Origin of the sequence: Arthrobacter pigmenti (assembly GCF_011927905.1) — a bacterium.
Classification (GTDB): Bacteria; Actinomycetota; Actinomycetes; order Actinomycetales; family Micrococcaceae; genus Arthrobacter_D; species Arthrobacter_D pigmenti.
In genome coordinates this window covers 3,776,809-3,793,795 of sequence record NZ_JAATJL010000001.1, presented here as the reverse complement: position 1 = coordinate 3,793,795, position 16,987 = coordinate 3,776,809, and the positions used below count along the sequence as shown (strand labels likewise).

The 16,987-nt window shown below is 62.6% G+C and carries 18 protein-coding genes and 1 pseudogene; 3 read left to right on the top strand and 16 right to left on the bottom strand.

Annotation, left to right across the window (positions count from 1 at the left end; translation table 11 throughout):
- The 5 genes and pseudogenes from BJ994_RS17955 to BJ994_RS17935 form a co-directional block, all read right to left on the bottom strand.
- Positions 1-180: pseudogene (locus BJ994_RS17955) on the bottom strand (hypothetical protein); the annotation flags it as partial.
- Complete coding sequence (locus BJ994_RS17950) at positions 177-368, bottom strand: DUF2273 domain-containing protein (RefSeq protein WP_167995748.1); 192 nt, start codon at positions 366-368, stop codon at positions 177-179. The gene BJ994_RS17950 and the pseudogene BJ994_RS17955, both read right to left, overlap by 4 nt.
- A 9-nt stretch (positions 369-377) precedes the next feature.
- Positions 378-884 carry an Asp23/Gls24 family envelope stress response protein gene (locus BJ994_RS17945; protein WP_167995747.1) on the bottom strand — a complete coding sequence of 169 codons (507 nt, stop codon included), beginning with the start codon at positions 882-884 and terminating at the stop codon, positions 378-380.
- A 68-nt stretch (positions 885-952) separates the two neighbouring features.
- Entirely contained in the window at positions 953-1,444 is a 492-nt protein-coding gene (locus BJ994_RS17940) for a hypothetical protein (protein WP_167995746.1), read from the bottom strand.
- 422 nt (positions 1,445-1,866) lie between these two features.
- Positions 1,867-2,640 carry a GntR family transcriptional regulator gene (locus tag BJ994_RS17935; protein WP_167995745.1) on the bottom strand — a complete coding sequence of 258 codons (774 nt, stop codon included), beginning with the start codon at positions 2,638-2,640 and terminating at the stop codon, positions 1,867-1,869.
- Between the two features lie 351 nt (positions 2,641-2,991).
- Between BJ994_RS17935 and BJ994_RS17930 the strand changes: the two genes are divergently transcribed.
- Positions 2,992-3,618 carry a hypothetical protein gene (locus BJ994_RS17930; RefSeq protein ID WP_167995744.1) on the top strand — a complete coding sequence of 209 codons (627 nt, stop codon included), beginning with the start codon at positions 2,992-2,994 and terminating at the stop codon, positions 3,616-3,618.
- 9 nt (positions 3,619-3,627) lie between these two features.
- Complete coding sequence (locus BJ994_RS18510) at positions 3,628-5,859, top strand: LamG-like jellyroll fold domain-containing protein (RefSeq protein WP_167995743.1); 2,232 nt, start codon at positions 3,628-3,630, stop codon at positions 5,857-5,859.
- On the opposite strand, the gene BJ994_RS17920 is transcribed toward BJ994_RS18510, so the two are convergent.
- Genes BJ994_RS17920 through arsB form a run of 3 tightly spaced genes read right to left on the bottom strand, consistent with a single transcriptional unit; the run spans position 5,848 to position 8,854 of the window.
- A complete protein-coding gene (locus BJ994_RS17920) occupies positions 5,848-7,281 on the bottom strand; it encodes an NAD(P)-binding domain-containing protein (RefSeq protein ID WP_167995742.1) in 1,434 nt (477 codons plus the stop codon). The genes BJ994_RS18510 and BJ994_RS17920 overlap by 12 nt on opposite strands.
- An 11-nt stretch (positions 7,282-7,292) precedes the next feature.
- Positions 7,293-7,742, bottom strand: a complete 450-nt coding sequence (locus BJ994_RS17915; protein ID WP_167995741.1) for an arsenate reductase ArsC — start codon at positions 7,740-7,742, stop codon at positions 7,293-7,295.
- A gap of 2 nt (positions 7,743-7,744) precedes the next feature.
- Positions 7,745-8,854: an ACR3 family arsenite efflux transporter gene (arsB, locus tag BJ994_RS17910; RefSeq protein ID WP_167995740.1), complete on the bottom strand. Its 1,110-nt coding sequence runs from the start codon at positions 8,852-8,854 to the stop codon at positions 7,745-7,747.
- A 200-nt stretch (positions 8,855-9,054) separates the two neighbouring features.
- Here arsB and BJ994_RS17905 point away from each other — a divergent pair, with 200 nt between their 5' ends.
- A complete protein-coding gene (locus BJ994_RS17905) occupies positions 9,055-10,233 on the top strand; it encodes an MFS transporter (protein ID WP_342450430.1) in 1,179 nt (392 codons plus the stop codon).
- A gap of 137 nt (positions 10,234-10,370) precedes the next feature.
- Here the strand turns inward: BJ994_RS17905 and BJ994_RS18035 are convergent, their stop codons facing one another.
- The 8 genes from BJ994_RS18035 to BJ994_RS17875 all read right to left on the bottom strand — a co-directional run bounded on the left by BJ994_RS18035 (position 10,371) and on the right by BJ994_RS17875 (position 16,986).
- Entirely contained in the window at positions 10,371-11,078 is a 708-nt protein-coding gene (locus BJ994_RS18035) for a low temperature requirement protein A (protein ID WP_209067051.1), read from the bottom strand.
- Positions 11,021-11,530 (bottom strand): low temperature requirement protein A, encoded by a 510-nt coding sequence (locus BJ994_RS18380; protein ID WP_209067049.1) that lies wholly within the window; start codon positions 11,528-11,530, stop codon positions 11,021-11,023. Before BJ994_RS18380 ends, BJ994_RS18035 begins: the two co-directional genes overlap by 58 nt.
- Positions 11,531-11,553: 23 nt before the next feature.
- Positions 11,554-12,675 carry an L-dopachrome tautomerase-related protein gene (locus tag BJ994_RS17895; protein WP_167995739.1) on the bottom strand — a complete coding sequence of 374 codons (1,122 nt, stop codon included), beginning with the start codon at positions 12,673-12,675 and terminating at the stop codon, positions 11,554-11,556.
- 61 nt (positions 12,676-12,736) lie between these two features.
- The gene (locus BJ994_RS17890; RefSeq protein ID WP_209067047.1) at positions 12,737-13,045 is read right to left on the bottom strand and encodes a putative quinol monooxygenase; all 309 of its coding nucleotides are present in this window, start codon (positions 13,043-13,045) and stop codon (positions 12,737-12,739) included.
- On the bottom strand, positions 13,042-14,196 hold the full coding sequence (locus BJ994_RS17885) for a glutathione-independent formaldehyde dehydrogenase (RefSeq protein WP_167995738.1): 1,155 nt from the start codon (positions 14,194-14,196) through the stop codon (positions 13,042-13,044). Before BJ994_RS17885 ends, BJ994_RS17890 begins: the two co-directional genes overlap by 4 nt.
- Positions 14,197-14,226: 30 nt before the next feature.
- Entirely contained in the window at positions 14,227-15,396 is a 1,170-nt protein-coding gene (locus BJ994_RS17880; RefSeq protein ID WP_167995737.1) for a zinc-dependent alcohol dehydrogenase, read from the bottom strand.
- Positions 15,393-15,845 carry a hypothetical protein gene (locus tag BJ994_RS18025; RefSeq protein WP_209067045.1) on the bottom strand — a complete coding sequence of 151 codons (453 nt, stop codon included), beginning with the start codon at positions 15,843-15,845 and terminating at the stop codon, positions 15,393-15,395. Before BJ994_RS18025 ends, BJ994_RS17880 begins: the two co-directional genes overlap by 4 nt.
- Positions 15,846-16,113: 268 nt before the next feature.
- Positions 16,114-16,986 (bottom strand): prenyltransferase, encoded by an 873-nt coding sequence (locus tag BJ994_RS17875; protein ID WP_167996098.1) that lies wholly within the window; start codon positions 16,984-16,986, stop codon positions 16,114-16,116.
- Position 16,987 lies beyond the last annotated feature (1 nt).

Genomic DNA, 16,987 nt, shown 5'->3' with positions numbered 1-16,987 from the left:
GATCGGGAGGGCCAGGCGCAGTGCCAGCATGCCGGCGTCGTCGGACCAGCTCGCGCGGATCTCGCGGGCAGGCACGTGCAGCACCTCGGCCGCGACGGCACGGGCGGTGCTGGTCAGGGCCTGGGTGCTGATCCGGTTGTGGCCGGCGAGGCGCGCGGGCGACGTGGGCGTGGCGGTCACGAGGATGAACGGCGGCCGGCCAGGGCATCACGAACGCTGCGCAGGTCCAGCTTGCCCTCCGCGACACGGCCAGCGAATGCACCGATGGCCATGAAAAGCGCAACCAGGAGGAAGCCCCAGAAGCCGAAAATGAGTGCAGCGAACGCGAGGACTGTGCCAATCAGTATGCCGACGACGGTGAGGTTCATGGTGTCTCCTTAGCTCGCCGCCGGGCGCGGCTTCTCGTTGCTCTTCGGGTCATTGAGCCCCGGCACGTGGACGTCGTTGATCTCAACGTTGACTTCGATGACCTGCAGACCCACCAGCTCACCTACAGAGGTGAAGACGGCGGCGCGCACCTGGTCCGCCACGTTGGTGAGCGGGTGGCCGTATTCCGCTATCAGGTTCACGTCCACTGCCACCTGGATCTCGCCGACCTCAACGTGGACGCCCTGGGCAATATCGCTGGCGCCCACGACGTCGCGAAGCGCTCCCAGCGCCCGTCCCGTTCCGCTGCCCAGAGCGTAGACACCAGGGACGTTGCGTGCGGCGATGGCCGCAACCTTTGCGACGGCGGTCTCCGCGATGGTGGTTTTCCCCTGCGCGGCTTGGGGCAGGTTGTCCACGGCTGTGGTGTCTTGAGCGGTTACTGCTGTATGAGGGGCCGTCCCTGGCTGGGGAGTGGACGGAGCTGCTGCCGGCCGGGTTGGCTTGTCATTATCCATCTGCTGAGCACCCTTTCTCTTGTGCCCAGCCTAACCCTTCCGTTGAGCCTTTGGCACAGGCGTGCCGGCTACTCCGCGGGCTCGTTGCAGTGCTTCTGAAGCCACTGCTGGACAGGCTCCAGTGCCGCCCGGAAGGCACGTTCATCAAACTGACCGGATCCGGGCGGGCCGCTTTCCGCGGCGTCAGCCACCCTGACGAAATGGGCTTTGAGTTCGGCCGGGACCTTTGATTCAAGGTGCTGTAACTGGTCCTCCAGCCTGGCCATGGTTTCCCTATCTTCATCACCGATGAAGCTGAGCGGTGCCAGCAGCACCGACGAGACGCCGGCAGCGACCACCACGCAATCCTCTATGGCCGGCGCTTCAGCCATGGGTGTCGACGGCGCTTGCTCGCCGAGCTTCAGGTTCGTTGCCGGCGGTCCGGCTTCGGTGGTGGGAGGTGGTTCGGGCAGGGCGGCCGGTGCGTTCAACGTGTTAGCGGAGTCCTGTCCGCTCCCTGCGCAAGCGGAGAGGACGAGCGCCAGGCCACACGTGGCAGCCACAGTGAGCATGGATTTCACGCTTGACGATCCTTCCTGTCGCTTGAGATCGGCCTGCTTGGGTACCGCACTCCACTCCCCGGTGAAGGCGGCCCACAGCTGTTAACGGATCACGGCGCCAGTCTTCTCCCGTCGTCGTAGTCTGTGTGAATTTTCTTGTGCTGCGACTGCAACTTATAGGCCCACCTGCTGCCCAAGAACAGTCGCTTCCTCGCTAAACGCCGCATGAATCGCGTGTTCGCCTGTGAAAATGTGTGGTGCCCGCGACGGTGCGATATGAACCATAATGTCGTTCCGGTGAGGAGTATTAGAGCCCAGCGACCGCTAGCCCTATCATTTCTGCGTCGGTACTAGCGAGACCTTCCCGATCGCTCGCGCCTGCGGGGACCTTGTCGCCATCGGAACCAGCATCCACCGTAGGCTCCGGGGTTCGTAATGCGTGATCAGGTCTGCCGGACGACGAGGTGGCCGGCTCTGGCAGCGATGAGACATTTGGCCAGGTAGAACGGCGCCCCGTTATACCGGAGATATTGCGTGAGCACCATGACAGGTTCGGAGGGCCGCAGGGCGAGCAGTCTAGCCCGGCTCGGTCCTACGGTGGTCAAACCAACATCGCATTGACCCGGTCCCAGACTCGGACCCAGCACTTCTACGATCGCTGCAAGTAATGTACCCCCGGTCTGTGCCGCCAGCGCTGCTGCAATGTCGTCACGGGCGCCAGGAGTGCCCGGCTGTGTCGAGATGTGCTCCTGCAGATGGGCTATTTCCTCACCGTTACGGGAGATGACCGTTTCCCAAAGCAGGAACTCGTCCTCCGGCTGGGCACCGATGCCAGGGGCGATAAACTCCGATGCCGGCTGGCAGACAGTCTGAATTCGCTGGAGCGACAGAGCGTGGCCGGAAACCGCAAATAGTTCTTCGAAGGGCTGGATGCGTTCGATCCCCATCCGTGGCAATGACTCCGCGACAAAGCGTCCAACGCCTCTGCGGGCACGGACTAGACCGTCCTCCTCAAGTAACATGAGCGCCTCTCGGACGACAGTCCTACTGACCTCCATCGCCGCACCAAGTTCCGCCTCGGTGGGCAACAACGACCCGGGCAGAAGGCTACCGCGCCGGACCGCCTCTGCGATGCGCGAATACGCCGCCACACGCAGTGGCATCCCGGGCTGTGCCGTGAGGGGGCCAGCCCAGGACAGGACACCGTTGTCGTACATTGGGAGACCTTTATTCCGTTCGATTTTTGGGAACTTTGGCAATTCCTCTGGGAGCGGTCGTACTCACTAATCCTATGTGTTCGTATAACGAATCATGACGCCGGGCCTGTGGAGCACTCAAGCCCCATTTAAGGGTGTGTTTCCCATGTGGGGCGGCACCATTTCCGCAGGTTGGATCAAGATCTAACGGTTTATTACTAAAGATTCCCCATACCTTCACCGTTTCAATTGGTTCGTTCCCGCTGCCCGCGTACCTTTGAGACGACGCCGGGGTTGGTACCGATGGATTCACGCGGAATGCTGACGCCGGAGTCATTGGTCTTGGTTGTCTTCGATGTAAAGGTCTCCCCGATGAACGCTCCTTCACCCCGTATCCGGAAAGTCGCTGCCTTGAGTGCTGGCCCGATCGCCGTCCTTCTCGCTGGCGGGATGGTGTGGCAGGGTTCCCAGGCCGCTTTCACAGCAACCACGCGGAACGCGGGTAACGCCTGGAGCACCGGTACGGTCATGCTCACCGACGACGATCAGGGACGGGCAGCGTTTACCGCTGAGGGTATCGTCCCCGGCGACTCAGGGCAGAAGTGCATTGTGGTGACCTCCGGATCCAACGTTCCAGGGGAGGTCCGCGCCTACACCCAGAACCTTTCCGAATCTGCCGCCGGGCTCGAGGATCACATCATCTTCGACGTGGAGCAGGGCACCGGCGGATCATTCAATGACTGCACCGGCTTCGTCCCTGTCCCGGATGAGCAGCCCGGGGCTCCGCTCTCGACGTTGGCGGAGGTCAATAATAACTACACCAACGGAGGCTCTCCCTGGATCACCCAGGGGACGCCGGGTGAGCAGCAGGTATACCGGGGAACCTGGAGGTTCGACACCACGGGGCTCACGCAACAGCAGATCGACGCCCTGCAGGGCTCACGGGTCAGCATTGACCTTGTGTGGGAGCTGCAGACCGAAGACACCCCAACCCCGTAACGGGTGCCCGTGACTACACGGGATCACCGGGACGCTCTGAGTATTCAAGGACAGAAAACAACCCGTGCCACTGCCGAAGGTAGTACGGCGTGGATCTGGTTCCTCGTGGGAACTTTCGCCCGGGCGTACCTGGTTTTCCTGCTCAGTCTTGCTGCGATCGCTCTGCTGCCATCTCTCTTCGGGTGGCACGGTTCGGTGATTCAGAGCGGGTCGATGGAACCGCACATCAGTGCCGGTGACGTCGTGCTCCTCAGCGACCTCAGCCCGGACATGCCGGCACCCATGGGCGGCGTGGTCGAGTTCCGTGCCCGAAGTGGATCAGGCGGCGCCCCGGAGCGGGTCATGCTGCACAGGATTGTCGCCTCGAACCCGGACGGTACGTTCGTCACGGCCGGTGACGCGAACGCTGACGTGGACAGCACACCGCTGACCCGGGAGCAGATTACCGGGCGGGCCCGGCTGCTGGTTCCCTACGTTGGTTTACCCGGCTATTGGCTGGGATCCGGGAACCTCCCTGCACTGGCGCTTTGGTCTGTCCTGACGCTGGCCGCCCTGACGACCGTCGTCGTGTCCGTTCCCAGCCGGTCCCGTAGGACGACGGATCGATCTGAGCATCCCAACTCCAGTATCAGCGAGGAACCAGCAGAGGGCTCTCAACCGAACGACGACGCGAGCGCACCTGCTGCGGCCGGCGTTTCCAGACGCGGCCTGTTGAGCGCTCTCCCGCTACTGGCCCTGCCTGCAGCAGCGACGGCCGCGTTCGCCGCCCGACCAGTGGAAGCGTTCTTCACCGGGCGTACCGCGAACCCTGGGAACAGTTGGCAAGCAGCCCTCTCCTTCGGATCCAGGATGTATTACAACTACCGGGCAGCGATCGCCAGGGATGCACCGTGGGCGTACTATCCACTGGACGAGGCACCGACGATCTACGTGGCGCAAGACCTCTCGGGGAACAACCGGGACGCGGCCTATAGCTACTTCGGCGTGACCAACAGTGTGCCCGGTGCTCTGGTGAATGAAACGAACCTGGCCATCACGTTGAACGGCACGCCCGCAGCCACCTTCGCGCCCCCCGGGCCAATACCGGGTCCGCAGACTTTCACTGTTGAGCTATGGTTCCGGACCGGCAGCGGACTGGGCGGAGAACTGGCCAGCTTCGGTAACACCCGCTCGGGTACCAGCAGCAGGTACGACCGGAACCTGTATATGGGATCAGACGGCAAACTGAACTTCGGTGTTTACGCTGGCGCCACCCGCGTCATCACCAGTCCGCTCAGTTACAACGACAGCGCCTGGCACCACGTCGCAGCGACTCTTGGGCCAGCCGGAATGGCACTCTACGTCGACGGGCGGCTCATCGGGTCCAATTCCAATCGGGCCGCAGAGGCCTTCATCGGGTATTGGCGGATCGGCGGGGATAACCTGGCCGGTTGGCCCAACCGGCCAGTGAACACTTACTTCACCGGAAGCATCGATGAGATCTCCATCTATCCGGCCGCGCTCAGCCAGGCCCGCATCAGCGCTCACTACCAGGCGGCGCTCGCCTCCACCACTGGGAACTACGCGGTCGAAGTCATCGCCGACTCCCCCGGCTACTTCTACCATCTCGAAGAAGGCCAACCCGGGATTATGGCGGATTCCTCCGGCAACGGACGGGATTCCAGCTACCCTGTCGGCGGGGTGACCTACAACGTCGCCGGTCCGTTGGTGAAGATGAACAACCGGGCCGCGCGGTTCGATGGGTCCTCCGGGTCACTCATCACCGGAACCCGTCACGATAACCCGCAGACTTTCACCCTTGAGGCGTGGTTCAACACCACAACCACCCGGGGCGGGCAGATCATTGGTTTCGCCAACAACACCAGCATCGCCAACGCCTCCCGGCACGACCGCACCGTGTACATGCTCAACAGCGGACAGCTGGCATTTGGTGTCCGCCCCGGCTCCCGCCGGACCATCTTCACCCAAACCCGTTATAACGACGGCGGTTGGCACCACCTCGCCGCCACGCTCTCACCAGCGGGCATAGTCCTCTACGTGGACGGGGAGCTCGCAGCCAGGGACACCCGCTACACCAGCGCCGACCCGTACAACGGATACTGGCAGACCGGCGCAGGGCAACTAGCGAACTGGCCCAGCCGCCCGGCCAGCAACTACTTCGCGGGGACTATCGATGAAGTAGCCATCTACACCCGGGCCTTGACGCTCGCTCAGGTACGGGCACACTACTCAGCGCGATGAGTCCGGGTCATTGGATCGTCCATGCACAGTTCCTGTTGAAACGCCGAGACTCACCAGTTGTGGCGCAGCGCAGCAACCCGCCTCTTCCTCTTCAGGCGCCTGGACGTCTGAAGAGGAAGCACAGCTTGATGCCGGCTCTGCCACGGGTGCGTCGCACGAGCCGCCGAGGTCGGTGCTGCATACTCCGGTCTCGGGAAGTTCGAGCTGCACGGTCGAGGCGCTTGCCTGGTCACCGGCGATCGCCGCGACCACCGACCGGACCTGCTCATAACCGGTAGCGAGCAGGAATGTGGGCGCCCGGCCATAGCTTTTCATTCCCACGAGGTAGAAGTCTTTCTCCGGGTGTGAAAGTGCATCGGCGCCATGAGCGGGGACGGTTCCACACGAATGGAACTCTGGATCTATGAGCGGCCCAAGGGCGCGGGGCGCCTCGACCGCCGGATCCAGCTCGAGCCGAAGCTCCCGCAGGATCTGTAGGTCAGGGCGGAAACCTGTGGCAGGAACCAGTACATCCACGTCGACCGTCCGTTCACCGTCGGGGGTGGAAGCTGTCACAGTGAGCGCGCCGTCGTCGTGCTTCAAGGAAGTGATGGTGAAGGAGGTCTGAAGCTCAACCACACCGTCATCCACCAGCGCGCGGAGCCGGCTTCCCAGTGCGGCACGTGCAGGAAGACCGTCCAGGTCTCCTCCGCCATAAAGCCTCTGCGCCGATCCGCTCCCCCGAACCGCCCAGACGATCCTTGTTCCGGGTTCGGCTTTGGCTACCTGGCCGAGGCTGATGAGGGTATTCGCTGCGGAATGTCCCGCCCCGACTACCATGACCCGCTTCCCGGCGAAACGGGATCGCGCATTGCCGACAACATCTGGCAGAGGTTCGGTGATGTACTCACCTGCGGTTTCCTCGCCCGTAGCCGGCAGCCCAGCCTGCCCGAGCGGGTTCGGTTGGCTCCAGGTTCCCGACGCGTCAATCACGGCGCGCACCCGGTGATCATGTACGCCGTGCGGACCGGAGACCCGGACGAGGAACGGTTGCTCGTCGCGGACTTTCGTGCGGGTCTTGTCCATCCCTGCCCTGGTGACAGCAAGGACTTCGGAGTTCAACTGCAACGCGTCGGCGATGGCCGGTAGCTCGGCGAGCGGTTCAAGGTAGGACTCGATGAGTTCCCGGCCATAGGGCAGAGCAGTGGGGCGCGGTTCCTGCCAGCCTGTCGCCTCCAGCATTCTTCGGGCGGCTGGGTCCACGTTGTACTGCCACGGTGAGAAGAGGCGGATATGTTCCCACTGCCGGATAGCAGCGCCCACCGCGCTTCCTTTTTCGAAGATCAGGGGCGTCAGTCCACGTTCCAGGACGTGAGCTGCTGCGGAGAGGCCCGTTGGGCCGGCGCCGATGATGGCTATCGGAAGATTCTCGTTCTGGGGCATGTGCGTTTCTCCTATTGACGGTTGTCGGCGCGTGTCGGAAGTAACTCCGAAATGAGCTGCTCGATACGCGCCTTGATTTGGTCGCGGATCGGGCGCACGGACTCCACCCCTTTGCCTGCCGGGTCCTCAAGTACCCAGTCCTCGTACCGCTTGCCCGGGAAGTAGGGGCATTCATCGCCGCATCCCATGGTGATAACGACATCGGAGGCCTGCACTGCTTCGGGCGTCAGGATCTTCGGTGATTCGGCTGTGATGTCGATTCCCTCTTCTGCCATCGCTTCAACGGCAGCGGGGTTGATTTGGTCCGCCGGTTGGGAGCCGGCGGAGCGCACCTCGATCTTGCCTTTGCCAAGGTGTGACAGGTAGCCGGCCGCCATCTGGGATCGGCCGGCGTTATGAACGCAGACGAAGAGGACAGACGGCTTCTGCCCGCTGGGGGCGGGTGTGTTTGCTTCAGTCATGATCAGGCTTTCGTGACGATGGGTTGAAGGACCTGCTTGTCGGAAAAGAACCGCGAACGCGCCCACAAGGCGGCGTAGACAAGGGCAATAAGGACGGGCACCTCGATCAACGGCCCGACGACGCCGGCCAGCGCCTGCCCGGACGTCACGCCGAAGGTGCCAATCGCCACGGCGATGGCCAGTTCGAAGTTGTTGCCGGCCGCTGTGAACGCCAGCGTGGTGGTGCGCGCATACCCAAGCCGCAGTAGTTTTCCAAGGACCATTCCCGCACCAAAAACAAGCACAAAATAGATGAGCAAGGGGAGGGCAATGCGGGCGACATCCAACGGATTCGATGTGATTTCGTCGCCTTGGAGCGCGAATAACAGCGCGATGGTGAAGAGGAGGCCGTGAAGTGCCCACGGACCGAGTTTCGGAAGGAACCTCTCCTCGTACCAGGAACGGCCCTTGACTTTTTCGCCGAGCGTTCGCGTCAGGAAACCAGCGAGCAAGGGAATGCCGAGGAATACCAGGACGCTCGCGGTGATCGCCCAGAAGGAGAACTCGGCACTGGTCGTAGGCAATCCAAGGAGGTCCGGGAGCCACTGCAGGTAGAACCATCCGAGGGCACCGAATGCGATCACCTGGAACACGGAGTTCAGGAAGACCAGCACGGCTGCTGCTTCCCGGTCCCCACAGGCGAGATCGTTCCAGATCATCACCATGGCTATGCAGCGGGCGAGTCCCACGATAATGAGGCCCGTGCGGTACTCGGGCAGATCCGGGAGGAACACCCAGGCCAACGCGAACATCAGTGCGGGAGCGGCAAGCCAGTTCAGAATCAGCGAAGTGAGTATGAGTTTGCGGTCCTGAAGGACGTTGCCGGTTTCGTTGTAGCGGACTTTTGCGAGCACCGGGTACATCATCACCAGCAGGCCAACAGCGATCGGCAGCGAGACGTTACCTACCTTGATCGAGTCCAGAACGTCCGCGACGCCGGGAACCAGCTTTCCGAGCAACAGGCCGGCTATCATCGCCGCGACGATCCACACAGGGAGCAAGCGGTCAAGTGTCGAAAGCTTCACTTGTGTGGGCGGCTGGTCCTGCGTTTTGTGCAGCGAGACTTGGCTCACCCTGCTCCTTACTCAGATCCGTGGATGGACCTGATTCCAGAAATTGATCGCTGTCGATATGAGTATGGCTAGACGTATCGACGATTGTCAATGTGAGTGCATAATGGAGGCATGGTCATGATGGCTGGAGCCCTCGACACACTTGCGGCCAGTCTCACAGACCCGCGGGAGGTCTTACCCCCTGATCTCAGGAAGAGCTTGTGACAGTTGACCGAGACCGCCCGCGTGGCGGTCTTGCTGCGATGTGCATCGCTCAGACCACGAGCTGGGGGCTACTCTATTACTCGCTTCCAGTAGCTCTGGTGCCGATCAGTCGGGACACTGGATGGCCGATCGCCGCGATGACGGCGGCTTTCTCCGCTGGGCTGATCGTTTCCGCCCTCGTCGGAGTGCGGGTAGGGCGCGCTCTTGACCGTACGGGACCACGCTTGTTGATGAGCGCCGGAAGCATTGTTGGGGTACTGGCGCTGCTGCTGGTCGCCTGGTCGCCAGGCTTCGCCGTGTTTGCCGCCGCCTGGCTGCTGGCGGGGTTTGCGCAGGCCGCAGTGTTCTATCAACCGGCGTTTGTGGTCATTACCCGCTGGTACGGCGCTGCCAGGGCACGAATCCGGGCATTGACCACGCTGACCCTGATCGCAGGGTTCGCGTCAACCATCTTTGCACCTGTTACGGCGGCCTTGATCGACGGTCTGGGATGGCGTGATACCTATCTTGTCCTTGCGGGAATCCTCGCTGCGGTGACGATCCCCCTGCACTGGTTCTTCCTCAATGCCAATTGGTCGGAGCCCACGGGCCCGCCAGCGGGTTCCGCGTCGGGACAAGACACCCGAACCCTGATGCGCAGTGGACCATTCCGGCTGCTTCAATTAACAATGGCGCTGTCGACTCTCGCGCTGTTTGCCGTGACGTTCAATCTCATCGCGCTCTTCCTCGAACGCGGGATCAGCTACCAGAGTGCAGCGCTGGCATTCGGACTGATCGGGGTTGGCCAGGTGATCGGGCGCATCGCCTACTCAGCCTTGCCCTCCAGCACTTCTCCGGTGCGAAGAATGGTGGTGCTCAACGCATTGGGAGCATCTTGCGTCTGGGCGCTGGCGCTGACCGCCGGTCCGGCAGGTTTGCTGGTCGCGGTCGCCGTGATTGCCGGGATGGTGCGCGGCTGCAACACACTCCTTCAAGCTACTGCCGTGTCCGACCGGTGGGGTACCCAAAGTTTCGGACAACTGCAGGGCGCCTTCGCAGCCCCGGTAACCATCGTTGGAGCCCTGGCACCGGCCGCAGGCCCGGCCCTGGCCTCCGCCTTGGGAGGCTACCCCGCCATGGCCATGGTGATGGCCGTGCTGGCCACGGTCAGCGTGCTGACAGCTGCCCGAACGTGACGCTTTCATGCCCGCCTTTACTGGTCCCTCTCAAGCTGGTCTGGCACAACCCCGCCCGATCCGGTCCGGAGCGCGTCACCGCCATGCTGGGCGACCCCAGGATAGGACGCGCAGGAACGTTTCACGACGCTAATTAGTCAGGAGTTGTCAACTGGCCCGATCGCAGGGTGCCGCCAGAGTTCCCAGCTGGTTTGCAGTACGCAGATCAGGGTGAGCCCGGCAAGCGCCGCCAACGCCGGCGCCAACACCGCGACCGGGATTAGTGCAGTAGCCGCCACCCCTGCAAGGAGACGACCGGCGGCAAGCTGGTGGTGATCGCGCCATCGGTAGGCGACGTCGCCGAGGAAGAACAATGCGACGCCACCGGCCAGGGCGACGGCAGGCAGCGGCCGGAGCGGTTCGGCCACATTCGTGACGGCCTCGTGTACACCTAGTGCGAAGAACATCACCCCGGCTACCAGCGGCAAGTGCAGATAACTGTATGAATCGCGCGCCAGCCGGGCCCGCTCCTGGTTCCCGGTGCCACGCAGCCTCCGTTCGGCCCCACCGCGGAGATAACCGAAGTAGGACCACCACAGGCCGGCCGCGATCAGCACAGCGAGGAGAACCGCGATTACCACACCCGGCCGCCCCACAGAGCCTTCGGCGCCAGCGCCGACCTCGACGATCGCCTCACCTAGCGCGATGATGATGATGAGCCCGTGCCGCTCCACGAAGTAACCGGGCGCCACTCCCCAGCCGGCGGTGCCGACCAGAACCGGCCCCGAGAAGTCGATCACCACGGCCGCTATCCACAGCAGCTCCCGCGCCGGTGTGTCGACGAACGCGGCGGCCAACAGCAACACAGGTCCGGAGAGCAGGGTGGGATTAACCGGAGCGCGGGCGCACCCACTTCTGCATCGCTCCGTACATCGAGAGCCAGCAGCGCCACGTGAATCAGTCGGACCGCCAGGAACGCGAGCCCGAACACCAGCGCGCCGGCGCCAAAAGCCTGCGGCAGCGCGACTGCGGCGACCAGCATCGCCGCCATCGCAAAGAAGATCAGCAGGCGGTGCGCAGGCCCCGCGTGGTCAGAGCTGTTAGTCAGCCAGGCGTAGCAGACCCATGCCCACCACACCGCGGCGAGCGTCAAGAGCCCGCGTCCAAAACCCGTCCACGAGATGTCCGCCAACATCAGGATGGTCACCTGGGACATCGCATAGACGAAGACCAGATCAAAGAACAATTCCAGCGTCCCAACCGATCGGTCCGCCGCGTCCTCAGATCCCTGCTCCCCGGACACTGCCCGCTTGCGCATGTGGCTGTACCCGAGCTTGCCGGTCAGCGCAGTAGCACCGGCTCGGCGTCCACGCGTATTCGAAACAGTGTGTAGGGCTTAACCCGCCGGTCTTCGCCATTCTGATAGTCCGACTGCCGATGCAGCTGGTTCGCGGTGACATAGAGATAGCCGTCGCGGGCCAGCGAGAGCGTATCGGGCCATAACAGCCGGGGATCGTGTGCCACCGTCTCCCAGGCTCCGTCGGAACCGGATGCCCAACGGAGGACGGCGTTGTGCTCGTAGTTCGTCGCGTAAACGTAGCCCGCCGCATCAGATTCGAGTCCATCACCGGCGCCGCCTTTGTCTCCTTCCTCAGTGACTGTGGCAGCCACGGCACCAGAGTCGATTGAACAGTCCACGAGCGCATCAGTTGCCACACTGTAGAGTCGGCGGCTGGCCAGTGGACAGTAGTACAGCCTGCCGCCGTCGCTGCTGATGGCTATACCATCGGAGCCCATCGCAATCGCGGGCCCGGCAGAGCCGTCCGCTTGACGTTCCACCACGGGCCGCCCCTCGACTACCGGCACGAAAGCAGACAATTCTTCCGCTTTCGTTGAGGGGTGGTCGTGCAGCCGCCGCCAACTTTCGCCGGTAGCCAGATCGGCAACCACGATTCCGTTCGGTCCCTGGTCCGAGGAATCCGTCAGGTACGCGATACCCTCCTGCCCGCGCCGCAGATCGAAGCGCACATCGTTGAGATAGCTGGTCGGCAAGGCAACATCTTGGGGAAACAGAATTGTTTTGACCACTGTGTCGGTTGCCAGATCGACGCAAACCAGCTTTGGACCGCCAAACGCCGTCGGTTGGAACAACGGACTGCCGGTGTCCAGGATCCATAACCGGTCCGCCGGATCCACCACCACACTTTGCACCGAGAGTAAGGTACCCGCCAGATTGTCCGGATCGCTCCGGTTGATCTCCTGATTAGGGTAGGCAACCGCCTCGCCGTCGATGACCTCGGCTACGGTGTACTCCACGTCGTCGCCCCATTTGGGATAATTCACAAAGATCCGGCCCTCATGCGATACCGTGACGCCCGTAAGCATCGCCCCATGAAAGTAGGCAACCTCCTCCAACTGTCCCAGCGGCTGCTCGGCGGGAAGCTCCTGAATCTGATCAGTCATGACATACCTCTTCCGGTGTTGCGGTCTCCCATCACGTCGGAGCCTAGGAGAACGGCCGCTTTTAGGGGAGTTTGTGGGCGATCACGTCCACGGGTTCGACGGTGGGCGCCTCGGTGAACAGTTCCTCTGCCCGGGCCATCAACGCAGTTCCGAGGCGTCCACCAAGGTGAGTCTGCCGCGCCGCGTCATCAGGAAACGCGTCGAAGATCCCGAAGCTCGAGGGACCAAACCGGACTGCGAACCACGCCACTGTCCCTGGCTCGTCGTTCACGATCGCCAAACCATCACGCAGGAACTGCTCGACTTCATCCTCTTTCCCGGGCTGCGCCTGAACCCGCACCAACAACGCGGCGTTGACCACCCCGCTCATGCGTTTGCCAACTCGGGTTTGATAACAACTTTGGTCCATCCGTCATTACGCTCATCGAAGTTGCGGTAGGCATCCGCCGCTTCGGTCAGCGGGATCTCGTGCGAGACGATCCAGGACGGCTTCACCTTGTCTCCGGCGATCAGGTCACGCAGCTGCCGGTTGTATTTCTTCACCGGGCACTGGCCGGACCCAATGGTCTGACCTTTGAACCAGTGCAGGCCGTAGTCAATGGCAACCTTGCCCTGCTTGGCATCCTCATTAGGTCCACCAGGATCGGCTGGCATGAAGACACCGACGACTCCGATCCCGCCGGTGAAGCGCACCGAGGCGATCAGCCGGTTCAACGTCAGCGCCGGATCTTCGGTACCTTGCGGGTCATGGGCCTGGTACCCCACGCATTCACAGCCGCGGTCAGCACCCAAACCCATGGTCTGATCCAACACAAACTGCACCGGGTCGGTCTTCGAATCGTCAATCGGTATGGCGCCGATCTGCTCGGCGAGCCGCAGCCGGTCCGGATGGCGGTCGACCACCATCACTCTGGCGGCGCCCTTGGTGGTCGCGGATAATGCCGCCATCAAGCCAACTGGGCCTGCACCGTAGATCACCACCGTGTCCCCGGGTACCACCCCGGCCATTTCGGGGGCGTGGTAGCCGGTGGGGAAGATGTCGGCGAGCATCACATAATCGTTCTCTTTCTCTTTGGCGTCCTCCCCCAGGCGGAGGCAGTTGTGGTCGCCGTAGGGAACCCGCAGCATTTCCGCCTGCCCGCCGGCCCAGGGTCCCATTCCCGCGAATCCATACGCGGCTCCGGCCAGTGCAGCATCGGGCTGGGTGGTCAGGCAGTAGTTGGTGTGACCGCGTTCGCAGTTCTTGCAGAACCCGCAGGAAATGTTGAAGGGCAGCACCACATATTCGCCGACTTTGACCTTGTCTACGCCGTCGCCGACCTCGACCACCTGGCCCATATTCTCGTGGCCGAAGTTTCGTCCGGTCTCGAAATCCGTGCGCCCCTCGTACATGTGCAGGTCGGATCCGCAGATATTCGTTGCGGTGATTTTGACCAACACATCGGTGGGTCGTTCAATCTTCGCGTCCGAAACGTCACCAACACTGACGTCCCTCGGACCGTTATATACAACCGCTTTCATCCTTGTTCACTCCTCGAATTCATATGTGCGTCACGGACGGAAAACGGTCCGAACGCAGTTGTCCTTCTTGTTCTTGAAAATGTCATACCCTTTGGGTCCTTCATCAAGGGGCATGATGTGTGTGGCAAGGTGCTCGGTTTTCAGCTCATCGGCTGCCATTCGCTCCAGCAGCATGGGAACGTACCGCTGCCCGTGCTGCTGGGCGGAGCGGAGGGTGAGCCCGTTGTTCATCACCGCTCCCAGCGGGAACTTGTCCACCAGTCCACCGAAAACGCCGAGCACAAAAACGCTTCCTCCCTTGCGGCAGGCCATGATTGCCTCGCGTACCGCTGTCGGGCGGTCGGTCTGCAACCGCAACTGCTGCTTGACCTGGTCGTAGAGGTAATCGGGGCCAGTGCTGTGGGCTTCCATGCCCACGGCCTCAATGCAGACGTCCGGCCCGCGTCCGCCCGTCATTTCTTTCAACTCGGCCAGCACGGAGGTTCTCGTGTAATCGAGCGTGTCCGCCTCGATGTGCGTCTGAACCTGGTCCAGCCGGTACTGATAGCGGTCAATGACCACCACCCGCTCTGCACCGAGCAGAACCGCGGCCCGCGCTGCCATCTGTCCCACGGCGCCCGCTCCCCAGACGGCGACAACGTCACCGGGTTGAACGCCGCCGAGATCGGCGCCCATCCATCCCGTCGGCGCGGAATCCGAGGCGAACAAAGCGCGTTGGCTGCTGACGCCGTCGGGCACTTTGAAGGCACCGACATCCGCGTACGGCACACGAATGTACTCTGCGTGGCTGCCTGTCCAGCCGCCCATCGCATGGGAATACCCGAAGCAACCGCCGGGCGCGTACCCCCATAAGGTTTCGGGGATCGCGTCATTGTTATTGCCGTTATCGCACAGCGAGTACAGCTCGTGCTTGCAGAACCAACAGTTCCCGCAGGCGATGAAGGAGCACACCACCACCCGGTCGCCGATCTGATGCTTGGACACCGAGGAGCCGACCTCCACAACCTCGCCCACGAACTCATGACCGAGGACATCGCCGGCGCGCATCGTGGGTATATAACCGCCGAGGAGATGCAGATCAGACCCGCAGGTGACCGTTAGCTCTACCTTGACGATCACATCGTGGCCGTTGAGGATGGCCGGGTCATCGATCGTTTCCACTTCCAGGGAATTGATTCCCCGCCATGTCAGGGCTTTCATAGGTATCCACCTCCCTGAGCACGCTTCTCCCATGCATCCACGAGCTTGCCGGTGGGTGTGGACGGTCTTTTCCCGTGTGGCTTCGGCTCATCCCGAAGGATCTCCCCGGCCTCCAGCAGCGTCTTTGATTGGCGCAAAGCGCGGCGCACATCCTGCTTCAGTTTTCCCACCGAAGTACGTGATGCCCCAGCCTTCGGCCGTGCGCCAAGCTCGGTTCCCCAGCTGCCAGGGCCCGGGATCATTCGGATATCGACGGCGTTCCCAAGATCCGCCAGCGGTTGAGGGTAGCTCCCACCGGGTGCAATCTCCTCGGGCGACAATTCGACCGTGACCGAATTCCACCGTGGTTCATCCGAGTGCGAGGCCTGTTTTGACCGGGCGTCTAGAACGCGTTTCCCGACGACGGCGGCCGCGACTGCGCCCCCACAAATCATTAACTTCCCACGCATAACATTCCCTTCAAGCTGTAATCAGTGAGGGAAACCAGTGAAGAATCGCCTTACCCCAAAGGCCGTTGGCCACCAACCAGGGGGTGCTAGCGATAATGCCGGGCCAGCGTCCGCGCGTACGGCTACATGGGCCGGTGTTTGCTGCCGACGGCATATCCAAACGCCGGCATCGGGAGCACCCCCGGCGAACCATTCCTACAACCAGAGATGCCAAGCACGTATATTGTAAGCACGCTTATCAACTGGCTAACAAGGGGGTAGAACGTAATTAATTCGCGTACCACCAGATTGAGTTCGCGTACCAGATCAGCAACATCGTGACCAGGAACCCGGTGACGTAGTTCAGCCAGAGGAACCGCTTCCAGCCGCGGTTGGCGACCTCGCCGTCGTCGTCCTCTAGCGACGCGAACGGGACGATGTTGACCACGTACGGCAGGACGAGGAAAGACGCCAGCGGCCCCGGCCAGGGCGTGAACAGGAGGAGGGCGCCGCTGACCAGATACGCGCCGACGGCGAACCGGACGGTCGCGCGGGCACCGGTCACGGTCGCGATCGACGCAATTCCACCCGCGCGGTCTGCGGCGATATCCTGCACGGCACCGAACGCCTGGCTGGCCACACCCCACAGAAAGAACGCCGCGAGCAATGCCCATAGAGCCGGCGTGAAGTCAGCGCCTGCAAGGACCAGCCCGTACAGCGCGGGGCTGACGAAGTGCGTGCTCGACGTCACCGAATCGAGAAACGGGCGCTCCTTGAAACGCAACCCCGGTGCGCTGTACGCGATGACCGCGAACACGCTGATCGCAAGGACCAGCCATGACAACGGGCTCCCCAACAGAACCAGCACCGCCAGGAACGGCACGTTCGTCGCGATCGCGGCCCGAAGCGTGACCTTGTGCATGGTGCGGTCCAGCACCGCGCCCTCCACGCCGCCCTTCCGGGGATTGCGCAGGTCGGATTCATAGTCGAAGACGTCGTTGATCCCGTACATCGCGAGGTTGTACGGAACCAGGAAGTACAACGTGCCGATCACCCACGCGAGGTCGATGCCGCCCGCCGTCAGCAGAAACGCTGCCGCGAACGGGAACGCCGTATTCACCCAGGAGAGCGGCCGGGAGGAAAGGAAAAGAGTGCGCAGAATG